Raw genomic sequence first — 17,666 nt, 5'->3', positions numbered from 1 at the left:
ACGAAAGGAATTTCACATGGCTAAACCGACCAAGCGACAGAAAGCCGCAGCCGAGAAGATCGACGCTTCCAAGCTGTACGCCCCCATCAGCGCGTTCGAATTGGTGAAGGAGACTGCGACCGCCAAATTCGACGAGACGGTCGAGGTCCACATCCGCCTCGGCATCGACACGCGCAAGGCCGACCAGCAGCTCCGCGGCACCATCAGCCTGCCCAACGGCAGCGGCAAGACCGTCCGCGTCGCCGTGTTCGCCGAGGGCGCTGCGGCCGATGCCGCCCGCGAAGCCGGTGCCGACATCGTCGGATCCGACGACCTGGTCGCCGATGTGCAGGCCGGCAAGATCGACTTCGATGCAGCCGTCGCCACCCCGGACCAGATGGGCAAGGTCGGCCGTCTCGGCCGGGTTCTCGGCCCCCGCGGTTTGATGCCCAACCCCAAGCTGGGTACCGTCACCCCCGATGTGGCCAAGGCCATCGGCGAGCTCAAGGGCGGTCGCGTCGAGTACCGCGCCGATCGCTACGGCATCTGCCACGTCATCCTGGGCAAGGCGAGCTTCACCGCCGAGCAGCTGGCTGAAAACTACGGCGCGCTGTTCGACGAGATCCTCCGCCTGAAGCCCGCAGCCGCCAAAGGCCGCTACGTCAAGAGCGTCACCGTGGTGAGCACGATGGGCGCTCCCATCAAGGTCGATCCGTCGGTCAACCGCAATTATACGGTCGCCCCCGAATAGTTCTTCCTATCGACTGCCCAGAAGGGGCTATATCGAAAGCCCCTTCTGGAAGAGGGCCGGGTCCTGGCAGCGGGATCCGGCCCTCGCCTTCGCCACGCGCCCGCGCGCCGGCGTATGACGAAGGAAGAGGGCGCAACCCCATCGGGGTTCCATCTTCTCCGTAAAAGGCGTTTGATGCGGTCCCCTCTCTACCGAGAGGATACCTTGCGAACGACCTGGAACCATGCGATCTCGATCCTTGCGTTCCGCCTTGCTTGCCGCGACGGCGGTGTTCCTCGTGTACCTATCGAGGAGCTCCATCGTGCCCGCGGCGCACCTTCCCCCGAACGCCCTATGGGCCCGTCCTCCGCGAATCGCCGCACCGCTTGCTCGGCATCCTCGCTATCGCATCGACCCTCGGATCTTGCGTGGCGAGCGCGCGGCGAGGGCGCCTACCGGCGGGTCAGGCGCTTGCTGTGGTTGACCGCGACGGTGGCGAGCATGCCCACGACGATGGGGAAGTAGAACGTCAGCAGGCGCCAGATGAACGTGGACAGTGCCACGACCGTGCTGTTCGGGTAGATCGTGCTGAAGAAGAGCGCGTAGCTGCCCTCCGCCGCGCCCATGGCGCCCGGCGTGGGGACGAACGACGAGATCATGTACACGAATGCCTGGCAGGCGATCAGGTTGACCGGATCGACGGAGTTGTAGCCGAAGCCCCGGTAGATGACGTAGGAGATCGTGAAGTACTCGAGCAGCTGGATGAACGTCACGCCGGATGATTTGAGCAGCATCTTCGGCTCGCTCAGCAGGAACCGCACCTCGCTGTAGGCGTCCTCGATCTGCTTGTCGACGAAGGCGAGGCTCTCTTCCAGGTTCTTCACCAGGTGGACCCTGCTCCCCAACCGCAGCACCGCATGGATCCCGTGCGTGGTGCCGCTTCGCCAGAACGCGAGCAGCAAGAGCATCGTCATCAGCCCCAACCCTCCGATGAAGCCGATGATGACGAGCGTCATGAGCGCGGGGTTCTGCTCGGTGAAATAGCTGAAACGCAGGATCAGGACGAGCGCGCAGAACGTGGTGGTCGACAGCTGGTACGAGATGAACCGGCAGAGCAGCATCGGAATCGACTTCGCATACGGCATGCCGAAGCGACTGTAGTAATACGCCTGGAAAGGTTGCCCGCCGCTGGAAAGGGGGGTGATGCAATTGAAGTATTGCCCTATCACCGACACGACGTTCGTCTTCCAGAACTTGAATCCGGGGAACATCTTGTTGGCGAAGATCTGCATGCAGGCGCTTTCGAGGACCCAGTACAGGACCACCATGAACAGCGCGAGCGTCAGCCATGTCCATCGGATGGACTGGACGGCCTCGGAGAGCTCGTCCGCCTCGCCGACGATGAACAGGTAGATCAGCAGGACGGCGAAGGCCACCAGCACCAAAACGTAGTTGATGACCTTGCCCTTGATGTGAGGCTCTTCGGCTTCCTCTACGTCTTGTATTGAGTCTTGCGTGTCCCGCATGGGCACCTTCCCTAGACTGGCGCGCTCGGCCGTTGCCTCGTCCGCGCTTACGCGAACTTGAACACCTTGTTGATGAGCGTGTATGTGCCCCTGACACCCGCACGCCCGCCGCGAGTGCGCCGATAGGCCCAGCCCGCCAGCGACCATATTACTTTATGGTGCATCGGTCGGTCGTGGGTCTTGAGGTAATTCCAAATCTCATCTACTTGCCCGATCGATTCGGGCGTGTTGATCTTGAACAGGTACACCGTCGACACGGTCATCATGGTGGAGAGGTACCTCGCGATGCTGTCGGCCAGCTCCTGGCTCTGACGGCACAGCCGCAGGTAGTCGAAGTCATCGATCACCGTGCGCGTGGCAAGCAGCTGCTCGTCGATATGCTTCTTCAGCACATCGATCTCGATGGACTGCCCCTCGCGCCCGATCAGGTAGAAGTACAGGTCCTCGTCGAGGTAGTACAGATTCCGGACGAAGGGCAGGGGATGGAGCGCGAACACGCTGTCCATGTAGGCGGCGTGGCGGGGGAGATCCAGCCCGCTTTCGCGCAGGGTGTCCGTCCGGTAGGTCATGGCGTGGATCATGAAGTATTCGCTGATGCCCGGCTTGCTCGTATCGGACCAGGTGAACACTTTGCCGCGGGGCATCATCTTGCGGTAGCTGATCCGCTTGCGCGTATGGTCGGCCACGTGGTCGTACACGTAGTTCGTCACGAAGAGGTCGACTTCCGCATCGGCGGCCTCGAGCTCCTCGATCTTCGCGACCAAGTGGCGGAGCACGTCGGCATCGAGGCTGTCATCTGAGTCGAGCACCATGGTGAATGTGCCGCGCGCCTCGTCCACCGCGTGCATGATGGCGCCGCCCCAGCCGGAGTTCTCTTGATGGAAGACGCGGACGACTTCGGGATTGGCCTGCTCGTAGCGCTTCAGGATCGAAAGGGTGTCGTCGCTCGATCCGTCATCGACTGCGATGATCTCGATGCCCTCGACCTGGTCCACGAGCGAGTCGAAACTCTTCTCGAGATAGGCTTCGGTGTTGTAGCACGGCATCGCTATGGTGAGCGTGGGGTTCAAAGCCCAGGGTCCTCCTCGGTCAAGTGGGCATAACATGCCTATTCTAGCAATGGGGTCGGGATCTCGAGTGATAAACATGGTTCCCCCATGAACGGGGGCTATGCTTGCATTCTCGGATGGCTCTTCCTCTCGGTCGACGGTATGTCAGGTAAGGAGCGTGCTGGGCGAGAGCAAGGCGATGCGATGCCCCCTGCGCAGGACGATGCGATCGATTTTCAGCTGCAAGGTCTCCGCCATCTCCAGAGAGCAGGAGGTGAACCCGGTGAACACCAACCGCTTGGTCGCTCTGCTGGCGACGAGGGAGCAAGCGCGAGCATCGCGTTGGCGCGCGCGGACCCGCTCTTGCCCGACAAGGCCGCCTTGCTCCAGGTATGATCGCGAGGGGATCCACCCGTTCACGAATCCGCCGAATATGACCAAGCTCGCCTGCGCATTGCAGGCGCTTTCCGGCGGGCCTATCACGATCGAGGCGCCTTGGTGGCGGTCGGACCCTTCTTCGATCCCATCGCCGGCGGGGGATGCGGCAGCCTGCCGCACCCTGCGGGCCCGCGCCGCGGCTGACCCCGTGCGGTACAGCTCTGCGAGCGTTGCAAGCTGCGGATCGGCCGAACATGCGTCCGGAAGAACGCCCGCGGAAAGGTCGGATAGCGCGTGCGCGAGCGTGCGGTCGCCGGCAAGCTGGCACAGGGCGGCAATCTGCACGCTGCGGGCCAGGTAATCGCCGAAGCCGCACCAGGCGCGCCAGGCAACGGAATCTTCGGGGTCTTGCGCCAGCCGATCGATAGTGCGCTCCCGTGCTTTCGCCATGCGTTTCTCGTTGCGGAAGTCGTTCCTGATCCGCAGGCCGTTGGGGGAGGGCGCCGCCTGCACATCGAAGCCGATCCGTTCGAGGTAGCGCTGCAGATTGCGGCGCCAGACGGGATTGACCCCGGCTATGAAAATGCGCGCACGGGGGTCTTCTTCCAGCTCGCGCTCCGCAAGACCGGCGATGAGATTCAACTCCCCTTCGACGGTCTCCTCCATGAACGATTCCGCCCGAGGCCCCTTCCGGGCGGTCGTCCCCGATTCTCGTCCGGGGGTCGCGTTCTCCCATGCGTGCAGGTTCTCGATAACGGCTGCGAGGCGAGCGCTGCGATGGCAGCTCGCGAGTTCGATGCGGTCGGCATGAGGATTGGCCTTCAAGAACTCAACGATGCCCGCTTCGTACGGGAAGGGTTCGTGCACCTCCAACGTGGATTCCGGATCTGCGGCAACCACGATACTTTCTTTGGCGAGGGTGTTCGCCAGCACTTGAAGCGCGCGGTTGGCCAGGCAGTAATCGTCGAAGACCATATGGTCGATTCGATGGGATGCCAGAATCGATTTCCCGGACAGCAGGTAGCGGAGCGCCAGGTTGCCGATCTCGCAGGCGAGGATACCGTCGGTGAAATCCAAGTTGGAGCGCAGCAGGGCGAGGACGCGATCCTCCTCGTCGGTAACTGTCCAATTGGGGCTGAAGTCTGCTAGTTCCGAGAAGCCCCGTTGCATGAATCGCAGAAGGTTTCGCAAGCGCTTCTGCCGGATCCGGCTTGCGCGCATGTCTTCGAACAGAAACGTCTCTTCGAAATCTTCCAGCACCCTTGGCCGGCGGTTGGTGAAGGCGCGGGCGCCGGGTTCGTCCAGCACCTCAAGCGCAAGTTCCCGAACGGATCGGACGCGTACCGCAGCCCCGTCCGTGCAGGGATGGGGCTGCGGTACGCGGGTGCATACGGTGGGGATGCCGATCGACTCCAGCGCTTCGCGCAGCCGGGGGATTCCGGAGGGAGATGCTGTCACAGCGGCGACGGAGCCGGGGGCCGCTCCGCATCGGAGCAGGTCGTAAACGTGCTGCGCCAGCCTGCGCGTCTTCCCGCTGGCGGGGCCTCCGGTGATGCAGAGCGCGCGCGGTGTCGGGGGCACGCTGTTGTCCATACGAGCTCCTTTCGGTTCCGAGATGCCCGATTGCATCATCTTCATGTTGAAAAAATGTGCGGAAAGGCACGCATTCCTTTCCGCACCGGGTGCCTGAAAGCCCAGGGATTATGGGGAAACGGGGCTGAGCGGACATCCCTTCGCACGGATCACGCCATCGCTGCGGGATCCGTGCGAAGGGATGTCCCATCCGCCGCGCTCGAGGGGTGGGGCGCGGCGGATGAAGACGGACAACCAGAAGGCTGAGGCTAACCTGCGGCATCGGGATGCTGAGCCGACGCGGTGCGGTTCTCGCTTCCGCTCCGGCATTTTGCGAGAAAAGGCATGGAGATTGCATTGCCGGGGCAGTTTTCCAAGCAGGCGCGGCACTTGGTGCATTCGTTCCATCCGGATCCAAGGTCGGGGTGGCGCGGATCGATTCCAACCTCGCATACCTCGGCGCATCGTCCGCATGCGCGGCCCTTCGAGGTTTCGATGCATTTGGTATCGTCGATAGCGGGGAGGAAGGTCTTGTTTCCCTTGGATAGGAGGCTCATCAGGCTTGATATCGGGCAGATATGGCTGCACCACTTGCGGAAGAACACGACTTCGACCAGCAGGAGCGCAGGAATCAGCAGCACCGACCAGGTGACATCGCCCCCGCCGACCAGCAGCACGCCCACTGCGAAAAGCGCAAGGGAGATCAGAGCGCGCGGCACGAGGGACTTGCTCGCCAACATGGTTCCGAGCGCACCGATGGGGCACAGGACCGAGATGTCCTGCCAGCCCACCGCAGACAGCGTTCCCAAGCCGGTGTGGGCGACGAAGGTGATTCCCGCTAGCAGCAGGAACAGCAAGGGGATGATGGTTCGCAGACCGTTCCGTTTCATGACGTCCTCCTATTCCGCTATCGGACGCACGATGATCGCCCGCTCGGTGGCGCCTTCGGCGATTGAGCCCTCTTGCAGGGACACGCAGGCATTCTGGCATGCGCCGCAGCCGTTGCATGCATCCGGCACCACGACCGGGCGCTTATGGTCGTCCAGCACGATGGCCTCGTACGGGCAGGCGTCATAGCAGAAGCGGCAGCCGTTGTTGCGATTCCAGGCAAGGCACCAGTCCTTGGTGATGGACGCTTTGCCCAATATCACGCTCTGGGCTGTAGCTCCTTCCGGTAGCGTCAGCGCGCCGGTTGGGCAGTACGCCACGCATTGCGGCCTCCCCCCATGGGATTCGGTGCAGAAATCGCACCACCCCTCGTTGAAGTTGGCGGCGGGCGTGCGCACGGCAAGGATTCCATCTTCCACGTGCGAAGGGTGCAACGCGCCCTTCGGACAGGCTTCCACACATCGCTCGCAGCGAATGCAGGCGCCGATAACGTGGGCATCATCTTGCCCGCCGGGCGGACGCACCGATGCTTGCGCCGGGAGGGCCTTCAGCCCCCCAGTGCGAACAGCACCACGGTTCCGCCGGCGCCGATGCATAGCGTTCTGCGCGACATACCGGCATGGGCCTTCTCGTCATCCATGCTCTGCTCCTCTCGTCCTCCCACCGGCATCTCCTTCGATGCGATGGGGAAGCTTCTGAAACGCGGATCAATCGAACAGCATATCCTCCAGCAGATCCCGGTCGTTCTGCAGGAACCCATCCGTCAGGAAGGCCAGGGCCTGGTAAAAGCCCGTTTTCGCGAACTTCCTCATCTCCGCGGTCATCAAGGGAGTCCATGACAGCAGGTGATCCTCGAGGAAATTCAACTGGGTCCTCGCGAGGTGGAGGGCGCCATCGGCGTCGGAATCGCGCAAGGCATCCGCTTCGCGCTGGGTCAGCACCTCCATGAATTCCAGCTCCAAGGCGATGTGGTCTTCCCCTTCCTTCCAGCTCTTCTGCTTGTCCAGGCCCTCGGCGCGGTACAACGCCAGCACTTCGTCGCGCGCGCTCTGCATCAACAGGCGTTTCTCGCTTGTGTATACGCTTTCGAAGGGATAGGCGGCGGCGTGCCCGTTGTAGCCGTGGCCGTAGAACACGCGCATGTAGTCCGCCGCAAGTTCGGTGATGCTGTTCTCCCATAATCCGCTCAGGTATGTGGCGAGCAGACGATGCCCCGTGTCCACGTCGTCATTCCCCGTGCGCACGCGATAACGCAGGTTGTGGAGCTCGTCGAGCATATCGCGCGTGAGCTCCTTGCGGTACATGCGCGAAAGGAACCCGTAGGCTGCGGTGCGCTGGTCGCATAGCACCGCCATGTCCTCGTCGGTGACATCGATGCCCTGCTCGCCGATTTCCGCGGTGGCCATCCCATTCATCTTCCCGGCCTCCTCTACCAATTGATGCCGTCGGTTTCTGCGGCGGAATGCACCGCCGCCATGTCCTCGTCGGGGACGAATTCGTCATCGGGGACATCCGCCAGCATCTCGCGCAACGCCTTCCGCTCCACCTCGCTTATCCGCCAAACGCTTCCGTCCCAGTAAATCGCCTCGCACCGTTCGAGCGCCTCCACGAAATGCTGCACGAAATAACGGCGCGGTTCCGCTATGAGGGGATTGCGATCGATCGTCCCGGAGAGGTCCGACATGGTGGTTCCTTCTCCGGCTGCCATCCGCAGAACGCGCTTGTACAGGGGCAGCACATCGGAATCCCGGTCGAACTGATCGCGAAGGCGCTGTTCGGGGGCGTTCGCATCAAGCGCCATCATGCCCGCTGACGTGGTTCGCCAGTACACCGCAGGTGGCTTCGCCGGCTCCCAATACTCTTCTCCGTCTATCTTCACGATGTTGGGTTGGGGGCTGTGCGAAGAGAAGGGGGTGCCGTCCGCCGTCACGCGTTCCAGCGCCCCGGCGACCTCGAGCATCGTGCACAGATCGCTGGGGGAATACACGGTGAACTTGCGCTTGCGTTTCGGAAGGACGGTCTCGTCGATATCGCTTGCCGGTATGGGTTCGCGGGCAGCGTCGAGGATGTCCAACATGACAAGCCGATGGGGCCTCATCTGGTTGAACAGCTCCTCGGTGCGCTCTGCGGCAGGGCGTGCGGCATAGGAGGGCTCGTCGCGATGGGCCGCTTGCTCGATAACGGGCATATGCTCCACGTCGGGCGGCAGGAATTCGGAGCGTCCCTCGGTGTTTGGCTTGAAGACGCCAGGATCGCCGCCGACCACGTCATCCATTGATTCAGGTTCCGCCATCATTCCCTCGAGCTCGGGGTCGAAGGTGAATACGAAGGAATCGCGATCGTTCCTCGTTGCCATAGTCTGCCTCTCTCTCGTCTCAATTCAACCCGTAGCGGCGCAGCAGCGCCTGGCCGCCCAATGTGGTGGGGCGCTCCATGCCCTCTTCTTCGATGAACAGGCTGGGCCGCACCATGGCCATCCTGCGGCCGCCTTCCATCTTGGTCCGGGTGTATCTCGCGTGAATCGACTTCGCCATCGATTCATCCATACGGGTGAAGCATGAAAGGAATGTGCGACGCCGCGCCGCATCGCAGGAGGCGGTGAAAGCGGCGCGATCCCTCTCCATCGCCTCGCTGCGTGATCGGGGATCCGAGTCATCGAATGCCGCTGGACCCGGAATCAGGCCGTCTACGCATGCGACCATGAACACCTGGTCGAAATCCCCGCGGATATCGTGAATGTCCATGATGGGCATATCGCGCACGCCAAGCGCCTTGCACGCGCGCTTGACCTCGCGTGCCCAGGTGGCATTGGGCACTGCGAAGGCGATGTGCTTTGGAAGGGCGACCTGCCGCACGACCAGGTTGTCCGCCAAGCGCACGCAGCCGATCAGCTCCTGCGTGGGATCGTTCCACTTCACCAGTATATGGTTGCCTTCCTCTATCATCGCTTTACGGCCGATCTGCGAACCGCAGCGTACGGGAGTCGAATGCGCGTCGTGTGCCGTTTGCGTACACCACGGTCCACGGCGTGTAATCCACTGCGAAATCGAAGCGCTCAGGCTCTTCCGGCTCCGCTTGGCGCCTCACCGGCGGCAGCGTTTCGGAATCGGTGAGCGGCACCGCTGTGTTCTCGTAGCTTTTCGCAACGATGTCCTCATCCAACAACTCTTCGTGGGTTCGCACTTTCCCGGCGGGCGGCGTGGCCTCCTCCCGCTTCTCCGCCTCGGCTTTCTCCTCGGCCCGCGCAGCGGCGATGGCGTCGGGGTGTGCATCCGCCCAAGATCGGTACGCAGACGAACTCTGCGCTTCGTATGCCTCGTCGCTCGGGGCCTCCACCCGCACGGCGCCTTCGATCGTGCCGTCGTTCAGCAGTGTGCGGGCTTGCGTTACCAGGTTTTTCAAGCTTGGATCGACAAAGCCGATAGGATCGGTGCGGAGCGCCACGGTGAAGGCGCCGCCTTGAAGCACCACGTCGACGCGGTCGAAGAAAACCTTCGGAAGTCCGATTTTCCACTGCCTGACGTTGAATTGCCGCATGTTGTTGCCGATCTTATGCAGCATGTTCCCGATCCAATGCTCCACGACGTCGTCCCATAGCTCATCGGCGCCCTCCTCCGAGGAGTACAGGTAACGCCGCGCCCCCATGTTCACGATCATCCGCATCGAGTTATTGACCGGCTCATCCTTGCACGAGGGCGCGTGCGTGCGTACCACCGGCTGGGTGATGTACGTGTAATTCCGCTTAATCTCGAGGATGGTTTCCTCTCCCCCGGCTCGCTCGTCGAGATCGAGCACCAGCGTCAAGGAAGGCCGAAGCATGACCATGTCTCCTCCTCTAGTTCGTTTCCCCGTCCGGGAGCGAGTATAGATGAGGGTTTCATAGCGCGAATAATACCCGCCCTATGATTTGCTCTATGAATTGCCGCCTATAGTGGACTCGACAATCTGAAAAGCAATGTCAGGAGGATCGCATGCCGAGCGTTGGAAGCATGTTGGAGCTCATCGGCGATCTGGGAAGCTCCATGGTCACCGTTCATCAGGATCGCTGCGTGCTGGTGCGCAATCGCAATGCGGATTGCCTGCGGTGCGCCCAGGCATGCACGAGCGGATGCATCTCCTACGATGGAACCCGACTTGAGGTTTCCCCCGAGCGTTGCATCGGATGCGGGACATGCGCGACGGTCTGCCCCACATGCGCGCTCGAGGCCCATCATCCCAACGACGCAGCGTTACTTGCGCGGTGCCGTCAGGCGGCGGAGGAGTCGCAGGGCGTGGTGTGCGTTGCCTGCGCCGAGCTTCTGGAGAGGGCGCAGGGATTGTTCGATGAAGATAAGCTGGTGCGCGTCGAGTGCTTGGGTCGCGTTGACGAGAGCCTTCTCTCCACTTTGGCGGCAGAGGGGATTCGCGAGGTCGTGCTGGCGCATGGGTCATGCGAGACCTGCAACCATGCAACCGGTTACGATGTGTGCAAGCGCGTCTGCGCGACCCAGCGGGCGCTGCTGGACGCGTGGCATAGCCCAATGAAGCTGCGCCTGACGCGTAAGCTGCCCACAGTCGTGCAATCGAGCGGCCGGGCCTACGATATGTCCAAGCGATCCTCATTGAAGCTTTGCGGCGCCGAGGGCATGCGCATGGGCGCGGCGATCGCCGACCTAGCCGTGCGCGATGCCCTGCAGGACGGGCGAGAACCCGGGACGGGAGATGCCGCCCCCCGGTACGTGAAGGTGATGGATGACGGCACGCTTCCGCATTTTCTGCCCGATCGTCGGGAGCGCCTGCTCGACGCGCTCGCCGCCATCGGGGACCCCGAGGATGTGATGATCGATACGCGGCTATGGGGGCACGTGATCATCGACACCGACATCTGCACGTCGTGCCGCATGTGCGCCACCTTCTGCCCCACCGGCGCGCTCTCGAAATTCCAGGATGAGAACGGGAGCTTCGGGGTCGAGCATTATCCCGGAGACTGCGTGAAATGCCGCACCTGCGAAGTCATCTGCCCGGCCGGGGCTCTTTCGATATCCGAAGAGGTTTTCGCCGTGGACATGCTCGCGGGCGTGACCGACCGCTACAAGATGAAGCCGGTCGGCGTGAAGCGCGGGGATGCGCATACGATTTGGCATGTGGCGCAGACCATGATGAAAACCGACCAGGTCTACGAGCGCTAGGACGGTCGCGTCCCTCGCGCGGCGCGCACCTACTCGTCCCAGTCACGCACGTCGGTGCCCTCCACCAAGCGGATGAGCTCCTGCTGGCTGTGCACGTCGAGCTTGCGGTAGATATGGCGCATATGGGTGTTCGCAGTGCCGGCGCTGATGAACAGCGTCTCTTGGATCGCGGCCGCGTTGTGCCCCTTCGCCAGCAGGAACAGCACTTCGGTTTCCTTGCGCGATAGGAGGTACCTGTCCGCAACGGCGGCGCATTTGCGCTTGAAGCGGCCCTACTTGCGCTTTTCGCTTTCCCCATCCGCCGGGGGAGTCGGTCCGGTGGGGAGAGGGGAGGGGGATGCGGCCGATGGGCTCCGTTCCACGGCACCGCGTTCGGACGGATGTTCTGGCATGGAGGGAGCATGCCGCAAGGGAGACTCCCCGGAATCGAACGTGCGTCCTGCGGCGTCCTGCGGCGAGGATTCCCGGTTCACCACGCTGTATTCGTCGGGTGCGATAAACGCCGGACACCAACGCCCGCGCTTCAGGCAGCGGCGAAGCTCGGCATTGCTCGGCAGTAGCGCCGTGCCCAGCACGATGAGCGTGAAAATGAGCACCGAGAGCGTTCCCACGTCGGCGCCGGCGCCCGAGAAGGATGATGACGCTATGGCCATATGGCCGAAGAGGGCGCCGAGGGCCAGGGTCCCGCGCGAGAATCCGAAAACCGTGAACGCGCTGATGCGGAATCTCTGGGACAGATCCGCCGCCATGACCCACATGCAGGCTTCGAAGATCAGGTAAACCCCGAAATGCAGGGCCACGATCACGCCCGCATCCATCTGCCCGTCTAGGGCGATCAAGGCGATGCATGCGGCGGCGACGGGCATGAGCGTGCGGAACATGAAGTTGCTTGTGCCGCGCTGGAACAGCATGGCTCCCAAGATGAGCAGGCATACGGCCGCGCTGGCGGCGAATATGGCGATGAACGCGATGCCTCCCGCGGTTTGGCAGTCCGCGATGGAACGATCGCGCGCGATCCCCAGCACGAGGCCGAAGACCAGGCAGGGCAGGCTGATGCGCATGGCCAGCGGCGCGGTCCGCACGGGAATGGTGAGCGTGATGAACTCCAGCTTATCGACCAGCTGGCGCGAGCACCGGTTCAGACAGGCAAGTTCCCCGAACGGGATGAGGACTGCAATGAGGGCGGCGACCGGCGGCGCCGCGGTTCCGATGAGCATGAGGGAGGAGAACGCCAGGGTCGCGGCGAACAATCCCAGCGCCGTGCAGGTGCTGGCGGTGGCGATGTCGCATACGGAAAACGAAACCCCGTAGCTCATGAGCAGTACGGCGGAGCCTACCCCGGTGAGCACTCCCGCGACGATGGCGATGGGGCCGACATACGCCGGTGCGAAGCCTGCGAGCGCCATGAGAATGGTGCCGACCGAGGTGAGAATAGCAGCTGTGGTGCGGTTCCGCACGCGTTGCCACGGCGTGGCGAAGAGCGTCCGCACCGGTTCGAGGAAAAGCCCGTAGCACAGCGGAATAATGGCGAACACGATGAGCGAAGCGCTGAAAAACAGCTCGCGTTCGCCGGCGACTTCGGGGTACAGGAGATACGCACCGTTGAACTGCACGAGGTACACCCATGCCCAATGCAAGGCAAATCCCGCTATCAGAGGCCAGGACATGCTTCCAAGGCTCGAAGAGGGTTCTTCGCGGTATTCCACGTCGATGGATATGTGAGGCAGCTTCATCGGATGGCTCCTCCCCATGATCTACATCGAGTATCGCATGATGACCGCCCGGCTTCCCCGACGCGATGGCGATGCACCTTCTTAACCTCGAACCCCATGGTAACCGCTGGAGGCGATTTGCGCCATACCGTCGAACCTGTCCAAATTATGCGTGTGATCTGGGGAAACGTTTCATATCATACGATGCTGATGATGCCGTGCCAGTATTTCATCAATGAAATCATATCGCTGTTATGAAGACTTTGTGTACGTGATTTCTAAAATCTGCATCAGTTTTTGCGTGAAGTGCGCCTGTTCGTTTGGGGAAACGTTTGGGATGGACGCGCATCGCATGCAGCGCGGAGATGGGAGAAAAGAAGGAGAAGGCGAAAAGAAAGGTGGGGATTGTATGGCACACCTAACCATGTCGCGCCGCAGTTTCTTGAAGACTCTGGCTGTCACGGGCGCGGCGGCTGCGGTGAGCTCGTCGATCACGGCCCCTATGCAGGCTCTTGCCGAAAGCGAGTCGGCGACAGCCGGCGAACTCAAACACGTTCGCACCTGCTGCCGAGCATGCGGCAAGGTCGAATGCGGCGTGTGGGTAACGGTTCAGGATGGCAAGGCGATCAAGGTCGAAGGCGACGAATCCGCTCCCCAAAGCCGCGGGCATTGCTGCGCGAAGTCCCAGGCATCCATGCAAGCGGCGTATCATCCCGATCGCGTGCGCTATCCGGTGAAGCGCACGAACCCGAAGGGTTCGGACGACCCGGGCTGGGTGCGCATCACATTGGATGAGGCGTTCGAGCTGACCGCCCAGGGCCTGGGCGAGGTCGTCGACAAATACGGAGGCCAGTCGGTGTTCGTCATGTGCGGCACCAGCCGCGTGTGGTCCCTTGGCCCCTATCAGGGCATGAAGCAGCTGTTCGGCACCCCCAACGCACACTTGGCGTATCAAGTGTGCAAGGGTCCGCGCCACTGGGGCGGCATCATGACCGACGAGATGGGTTCGCCCTGGATGGAGGTCGAAGCCGAGCCGAAGGTGTACCTGCAGTGGGGTACCGCCGTGGAGTACTCGAACTATGACACCACGAACCGCACCATTTCCGATGTCGCGCCGCATGCGACCTGGCATATCGATGTGGATCCTCGCGTCACGCCGCTGGGCAAGGAGTGCGATACGTGGATCAACCTGCGCCCCGGCACCGACGGCGCGCTGGCGCTGGGCTGGTTCAATTGGATCATCGAAAACGAAGCTTACGATGACACGATGGTGCGCCGTTGGAGCAACGCGCCGTTCCTCTATTGCGACGACAAGCCGTGGCTGACCGCCGCTAAGTACGTGGAAGGCAACGGCGGCATCGACAGCCGCACCAAGCTGATCACCGAAGCAGATTTGAAGGAGGGAGGAAGCCCGTACCGCTTTATGGTGTGGGATGAGAACAATCAGCGCTTAACCTATTGGGACGTCGAGAGCGGCAAGTGGGAAGGGGAGACGCATAAGATCCCGACCACCGGGTCGTTCATCCACCATCCGTTGACGGGTCTGGTCGCCGACGCATGGCTGCCCGATGAGAGCACCTGGGCCGATCCCGCGGATTCGGCGTATGATGCGTACTGGGATGCCGACAACGCGAAAGGCGCCATAACGAACCCGCTAGGCCTGCCGAAGAAGCCTGCTCTATTCCCGGGCGAGGTGCCGGTGACGCTGCGCGACGGCGTCACCTACCAGTGCCGAACGGTCTGGGATGCCTTCCATGATCTGACCAGCCAGTACGACTGGGATACCGTGGAGGAGATCACAGGCGTCCCCCCGGGAAAAGAACATCGAGGCCTTGGAGAAGTGGACGACCCGCGTCGACCCGCGTCACGGCAACGGCGGCATCCATTTCCAGCTGGCGACCGACCAGAACGGCAACTCCATCCAGAACTGCCGCGTGCTGCAGATGATGAGCTGCGTGACCGGCAACTCAGACGAGCCCGCCGGCAATCGGGGCTCCTGCAAAAGCCAGTTCGACGGCAATCCCGGGCGCTCGAACATGCAAGCGGCCGCGCCCTACGGCGATTCCGCCATCACCTGGTCCGGTCGCGATTACAGCTTGGATCAGGTGGCCTCCTACATGCAGGATTTCGTGCAGTACCTCATCGATGCCGGCTCCCCGTTGGCCCAACGCTACGGAAACAAGGTTCCCTCCGCCGAGGAGGCCACCGTCATCGCCAAGCGCATGGGCGGCGCCATGAAGCCGAGCCAGTACTGGCCCAATCCCAAGACCGTCTTCACCCGCAATGCCGGCGAAGTCGATGCCGAGCGTTTCCCCCTAAACCGCTATTGGGCACGATGGGTCGACGCGAACTGCGTGTGGGACGCCTGCTTGCAGGATCCCGATTGGAGTAAGCCCCAACTGGGTCGCGATATGGAAACCGATAAGGAATGGGAGTACAAGGTCAAGAAGACCCCCTATGCCCTGCATGGCGGGCTGTGCCAATCGGGCGACATCATGAACATGGGCAACATCTCGCGCGCGTGGGACGGCATGACGCAGCTCGACTTCTTCGTCGATATCGATCTGTGGTTCTGCCCCACCAACGGCAACGCGGATGTAATCTTCCCCTGCCAGCATTGGATGGAAATTGATTCCACACGCGTGTCCCAGGGCGCGGGCGGCATGTTCGGCTGCTGCTGCAAGGCGATCGAGCCGCCGGGCGAGACCATCTACGACCCCGATTGGAACTGCGGCATGTACCGGGCCATGGGCGTGCCTTGGAACACCAGAGACAAGGATGCCTCTCCCAGCACCGAAGGCTATATCGTTGACGTGAAGCCTACGAGCCAGTCCAACATAGACAAGTGGACCGCCGCCATCGGCGAGGAGTACACCAACGCGATCAACGGCAAGCCCAGCTATCTGTGGCCCGACCACGATCGCATCCTCAAGGACAACGTCGATGCATGGAAGACCGCTGAATTCCCCGACGGCCCCACGTGGGAGCAAGCCAAGGAATGGTTCACGCAGCACGGTTGGATGGATTGCCGCGAATGGCATCCGGAACGCTGGGGGACGTACCGCCGCCACGAGATGGGCTGGCGTCGCCAGCAAGGCGGCTTCAACCTGTTCCCGCTGGTCGACCTGCACCCGGGGTTCATGACGCCTACTGGCTTGATCGAGATCTGGTCCATGGATTGCGAGGCGTACATCTGCAATGCCGGCAATACGCTCCCGATTCTGGACTGCGACAACGGACAGGCGATCGTGAACGACTACAACAGCGACGCCCGGTGGACCAAGAGCGACCTGGAGTACTTCCAGGGGAACGACGATCGGTTCCCGATCTACCGCGAGCCCACCGACTCGCCGGTCGCTAAGCCCGAGCTCTACGATGCCACCAAGATCGATAGCGCGGACGACACGTACTTCATGAACCACGCGTACGCGGATACCCTGAAGAAGTATCCCGACAACTGCTTCCTCATGACCACGGGCTCCCGCCAGCCGGTCTACTTCCACAGCGAGCATCGCCAGCTGCCGTGGTGCCGCGAGCTGTGGCCCAGCCCGCGCGTGGAGATGAATCCGAAGGACGCCGAGCGCCTGGGGTTGAAGCAGGGCGAATGGGTGTGGCTGGAGACCCCGTGGGGCAAGGTCCGGGAAGTGCTCGACCTGTACTACGGCATATCGCAGGGTGTGATCAACGCAAACCATGCGTGGTGGTTCCCCGAATTCGACACGGCAAGCCACGGGTTCGAGCTCGTGAGCATCAACGTGGTGAACGACCCCTACGGCCAATGCTGCATCGGCGGCTGCGCGACCATGCGCTCGACCCCGACCGTAGTGTACAAGGCCACTGCGGAGAATTCGCCCTTCGGAAACCCGGTTCCGTGCGATCCGAACGGCGTGGAGTGCATCCAAGATGCCAATGACGAGCGACTGAAGATGTGGCTGCCCGGCGGACCGGGCATGCGCGCCCGCGTCGAAGGAGAGCTCGAGTGGGATGGGAGCGTGTATTAAATGACTCGATATGCAATAGTCACCGACCTTAATCGCTGCGTGGGCTGCCTGGCATGCTCGACGGCATGCAAGACAGTCAACGGCGTGGCGCCGGGGGACTTCTGGATCAAAACGCTGCGCATCGGGCCCACGCCCAAACCGGGCGGGAGTGGGGACTGGCCGGATGTGGAGATGTACTTCCTCCCGCTTCAGTGTCAGCATTGCGAGGATCCCGAATGCGTGAAGGTATGCCCCACGCAGGCCAGCCACAAACTGGCCGACGGTACCGTGCAGGTTGACAAATCGAAGTGCATCGGTTGCCAGTTCTGCGTTATGGCCTGCCCCTACGGGGTGCGGTATTTGAACGAAGAGGAGCGCGTAGTGGAGAAATGCACGCTGTGCGAGCAGCGGATCTCCCAGGGGGAGCTGCCCCAATGCGTCATGGAATGCGGATCGCGCGCCCGCTTCTTCGGAGATCTGGACAAGGGCATCGAAACCTTCGAGGCCCCGTGCCCTACGCACGACCTGTCCACCCCCTACGATGACATGGTGCAGCAGCGCACCACGGCGAAAGAATGGCTGGAGCCGTGGGATGAGGGGGATGTCTACCATCTGACCGATGTGGGCAACGGGCCCTCCGTAGCCTATATCTTGCGAAACCGCACGTGGCAGGGGAAGGAGTAA

15 protein-coding genes and 2 pseudogenes are annotated in these 17,666 nt (G+C 62.3%); 5 read left to right on the top strand and 12 right to left on the bottom strand.

What is annotated here, in order from left to right; genetic code table 11:
• The first annotated feature begins 16 nt into the window (after positions 1-16).
• Entirely contained in the window at positions 17-730 is a 714-nt protein-coding gene (gene rplA / locus NOV21_RS08465; RefSeq protein WP_283170617.1) for a 50S ribosomal protein L1, read from the top strand.
• A 431-nt stretch (positions 731-1,161) separates the two neighbouring features.
• Here rplA and NOV21_RS08460 read toward each other — a convergent pair whose 3' ends face one another.
• The 10 genes and pseudogenes from NOV21_RS08460 to NOV21_RS08415 form a co-directional block, all read right to left on the bottom strand.
• Positions 1,162-2,235, bottom strand: a complete 1,074-nt coding sequence (locus NOV21_RS08460) for a lysylphosphatidylglycerol synthase transmembrane domain-containing protein (RefSeq protein ID WP_283170616.1) — start codon at positions 2,233-2,235, stop codon at positions 1,162-1,164.
• A 47-nt stretch (positions 2,236-2,282) separates the two neighbouring features.
• Positions 2,283-3,305 (bottom strand): glycosyltransferase family 2 protein, encoded by a 1,023-nt coding sequence (locus NOV21_RS08455; protein WP_283170615.1) that lies wholly within the window; start codon positions 3,303-3,305, stop codon positions 2,283-2,285.
• A gap of 144 nt (positions 3,306-3,449) precedes the next feature.
• Positions 3,450-5,255: a hypothetical protein gene (locus tag NOV21_RS08450; protein WP_283170614.1), complete on the bottom strand. Its 1,806-nt coding sequence runs from the start codon at positions 5,253-5,255 to the stop codon at positions 3,450-3,452.
• A gap of 248 nt (positions 5,256-5,503) precedes the next feature.
• On the bottom strand, positions 5,504-6,124 hold the full coding sequence (locus NOV21_RS08445) for a 4Fe-4S binding protein (protein ID WP_283170613.1): 621 nt from the start codon (positions 6,122-6,124) through the stop codon (positions 5,504-5,506).
• Positions 6,125-6,133: 9 nt separating this feature from the next.
• Positions 6,134-6,556, bottom strand: a complete 423-nt coding sequence (locus NOV21_RS08440) for a 4Fe-4S dicluster domain-containing protein (RefSeq protein ID WP_283171796.1) — start codon at positions 6,554-6,556, stop codon at positions 6,134-6,136.
• A gap of 18 nt (positions 6,557-6,574) precedes the next feature.
• Positions 6,575-6,718 (bottom strand): annotated as a pseudogene (locus NOV21_RS08435) (hypothetical protein); the annotation flags it as partial.
• Positions 6,719-6,829: 111 nt separating this feature from the next.
• Entirely contained in the window at positions 6,830-7,537 is a 708-nt protein-coding gene (locus tag NOV21_RS08430; RefSeq protein WP_283170611.1) for a TorD/DmsD family molecular chaperone, read from the bottom strand.
• Positions 7,538-7,551: 14 nt separating this feature from the next.
• The gene (locus NOV21_RS08425; protein ID WP_283170610.1) at positions 7,552-8,478 is read right to left on the bottom strand and encodes a hypothetical protein; all 927 of its coding nucleotides are present in this window, start codon (positions 8,476-8,478) and stop codon (positions 7,552-7,554) included.
• Between the two features lie 19 nt (positions 8,479-8,497).
• A complete protein-coding gene (locus NOV21_RS08420) occupies positions 8,498-9,040 on the bottom strand; it encodes a hypothetical protein (RefSeq protein WP_283170609.1) in 543 nt (180 codons plus the stop codon).
• A 31-nt stretch (positions 9,041-9,071) separates the two neighbouring features.
• Positions 9,072-9,947, bottom strand: a complete 876-nt coding sequence (locus NOV21_RS08415; protein WP_283170608.1) for a hypothetical protein — start codon at positions 9,945-9,947, stop codon at positions 9,072-9,074.
• 146 nt (positions 9,948-10,093) lie between these two features.
• Here NOV21_RS08415 and NOV21_RS08410 point away from each other — a divergent pair, with 146 nt between their 5' ends.
• On the top strand, positions 10,094-11,290 hold the full coding sequence (locus NOV21_RS08410) for a 4Fe-4S binding protein (protein ID WP_283170607.1): 1,197 nt from the start codon (positions 10,094-10,096) through the stop codon (positions 11,288-11,290).
• A 29-nt stretch (positions 11,291-11,319) separates the two neighbouring features.
• Here NOV21_RS08410 and NOV21_RS08405 read toward each other — a convergent pair.
• A pseudogene (locus NOV21_RS08405) lies at positions 11,320-11,505 on the bottom strand (helix-turn-helix domain-containing protein); the annotation flags it as partial.
• 57 nt (positions 11,506-11,562) lie between these two features.
• Entirely contained in the window at positions 11,563-13,023 is a 1,461-nt protein-coding gene (locus tag NOV21_RS08400; protein WP_283170606.1) for a hypothetical protein, read from the bottom strand.
• A 244-nt stretch (positions 13,024-13,267) separates the two neighbouring features.
• On the opposite strand from NOV21_RS08400, the gene NOV21_RS08395 reads away from it, so the two are divergent.
• From NOV21_RS08395 to NOV21_RS08385, 3 genes are read left to right on the top strand one after another with little or no spacing between them, the layout of a single operon-like run.
• The gene (locus NOV21_RS08395; RefSeq protein WP_283171795.1) at positions 13,268-15,394 is read left to right on the top strand and encodes a molybdopterin-dependent oxidoreductase; all 2,127 of its coding nucleotides are present in this window, start codon (positions 13,268-13,270) and stop codon (positions 15,392-15,394) included.
• 19 nt (positions 15,395-15,413) lie between these two features.
• A complete protein-coding gene (locus NOV21_RS11285; protein WP_346428537.1) occupies positions 15,414-17,003 on the top strand; it encodes a molybdopterin dinucleotide binding domain-containing protein in 1,590 nt (529 codons plus the stop codon).
• Entirely contained in the window at positions 17,004-17,666 is a 663-nt protein-coding gene (locus tag NOV21_RS08385; RefSeq protein ID WP_283170604.1) for a 4Fe-4S dicluster domain-containing protein, read from the top strand. It abuts the gene before it with no gap.

This window comes from Curtanaerobium respiraculi, from assembly GCF_024609215.1.
GTDB classification, from domain to species: domain Bacteria; phylum Actinomycetota; class Coriobacteriia; order Coriobacteriales; family Eggerthellaceae; genus Curtanaerobium; species Curtanaerobium respiraculi.
This window is presented reverse-complemented; position numbering and strand designations above follow the sequence as displayed.

Bases quoted from the DNA above. Each gene is read 5' to 3' on its own strand.
- rplA (WP_283170617.1), top strand. From the start codon at position 17: ATGGCTAAACCGACCAAGCGACAGAAAGCCGCAGCCGAGAAGATCGAC.
- NOV21_RS08460 (WP_283170616.1), bottom strand. From the start codon at position 2,235: ATGCGGGACACGCAAGACTCAATACAAGACGTAGAGGAAGCCGAAGAG.
- NOV21_RS08450 (WP_283170614.1), bottom strand. From the start codon at position 5,255: ATGGACAACAGCGTGCCCCCGACACCGCGCGCGCTCTGCATCACCGGA.
- NOV21_RS08445 (WP_283170613.1), bottom strand. From the start codon at position 6,124: ATGAAACGGAACGGTCTGCGAACCATCATCCCCTTGCTGTTCCTGCTG.
- NOV21_RS08430 (WP_283170611.1), bottom strand. From the start codon at position 7,537: ATGAATGGGATGGCCACCGCGGAAATCGGCGAGCAGGGCATCGATGTC.
- NOV21_RS08425 (WP_283170610.1), bottom strand. From the start codon at position 8,478: ATGGCAACGAGGAACGATCGCGATTCCTTCGTATTCACCTTCGACCCC.
- NOV21_RS08415 (WP_283170608.1), bottom strand. From the start codon at position 9,947: ATGGTCATGCTTCGGCCTTCCTTGACGCTGGTGCTCGATCTCGACGAG.
- NOV21_RS08410 (WP_283170607.1), top strand. From the start codon at position 10,094: ATGCCGAGCGTTGGAAGCATGTTGGAGCTCATCGGCGATCTGGGAAGC.
- NOV21_RS08400 (WP_283170606.1), bottom strand. From the start codon at position 13,023: ATGAAGCTGCCTCACATATCCATCGACGTGGAATACCGCGAAGAACCC.
- NOV21_RS11285 (WP_346428537.1), top strand. From the start codon at position 15,414: ATGGAAACCGATAAGGAATGGGAGTACAAGGTCAAGAAGACCCCCTAT.
- NOV21_RS08385 (WP_283170604.1), top strand. From the start codon at position 17,004: ATGACTCGATATGCAATAGTCACCGACCTTAATCGCTGCGTGGGCTGC.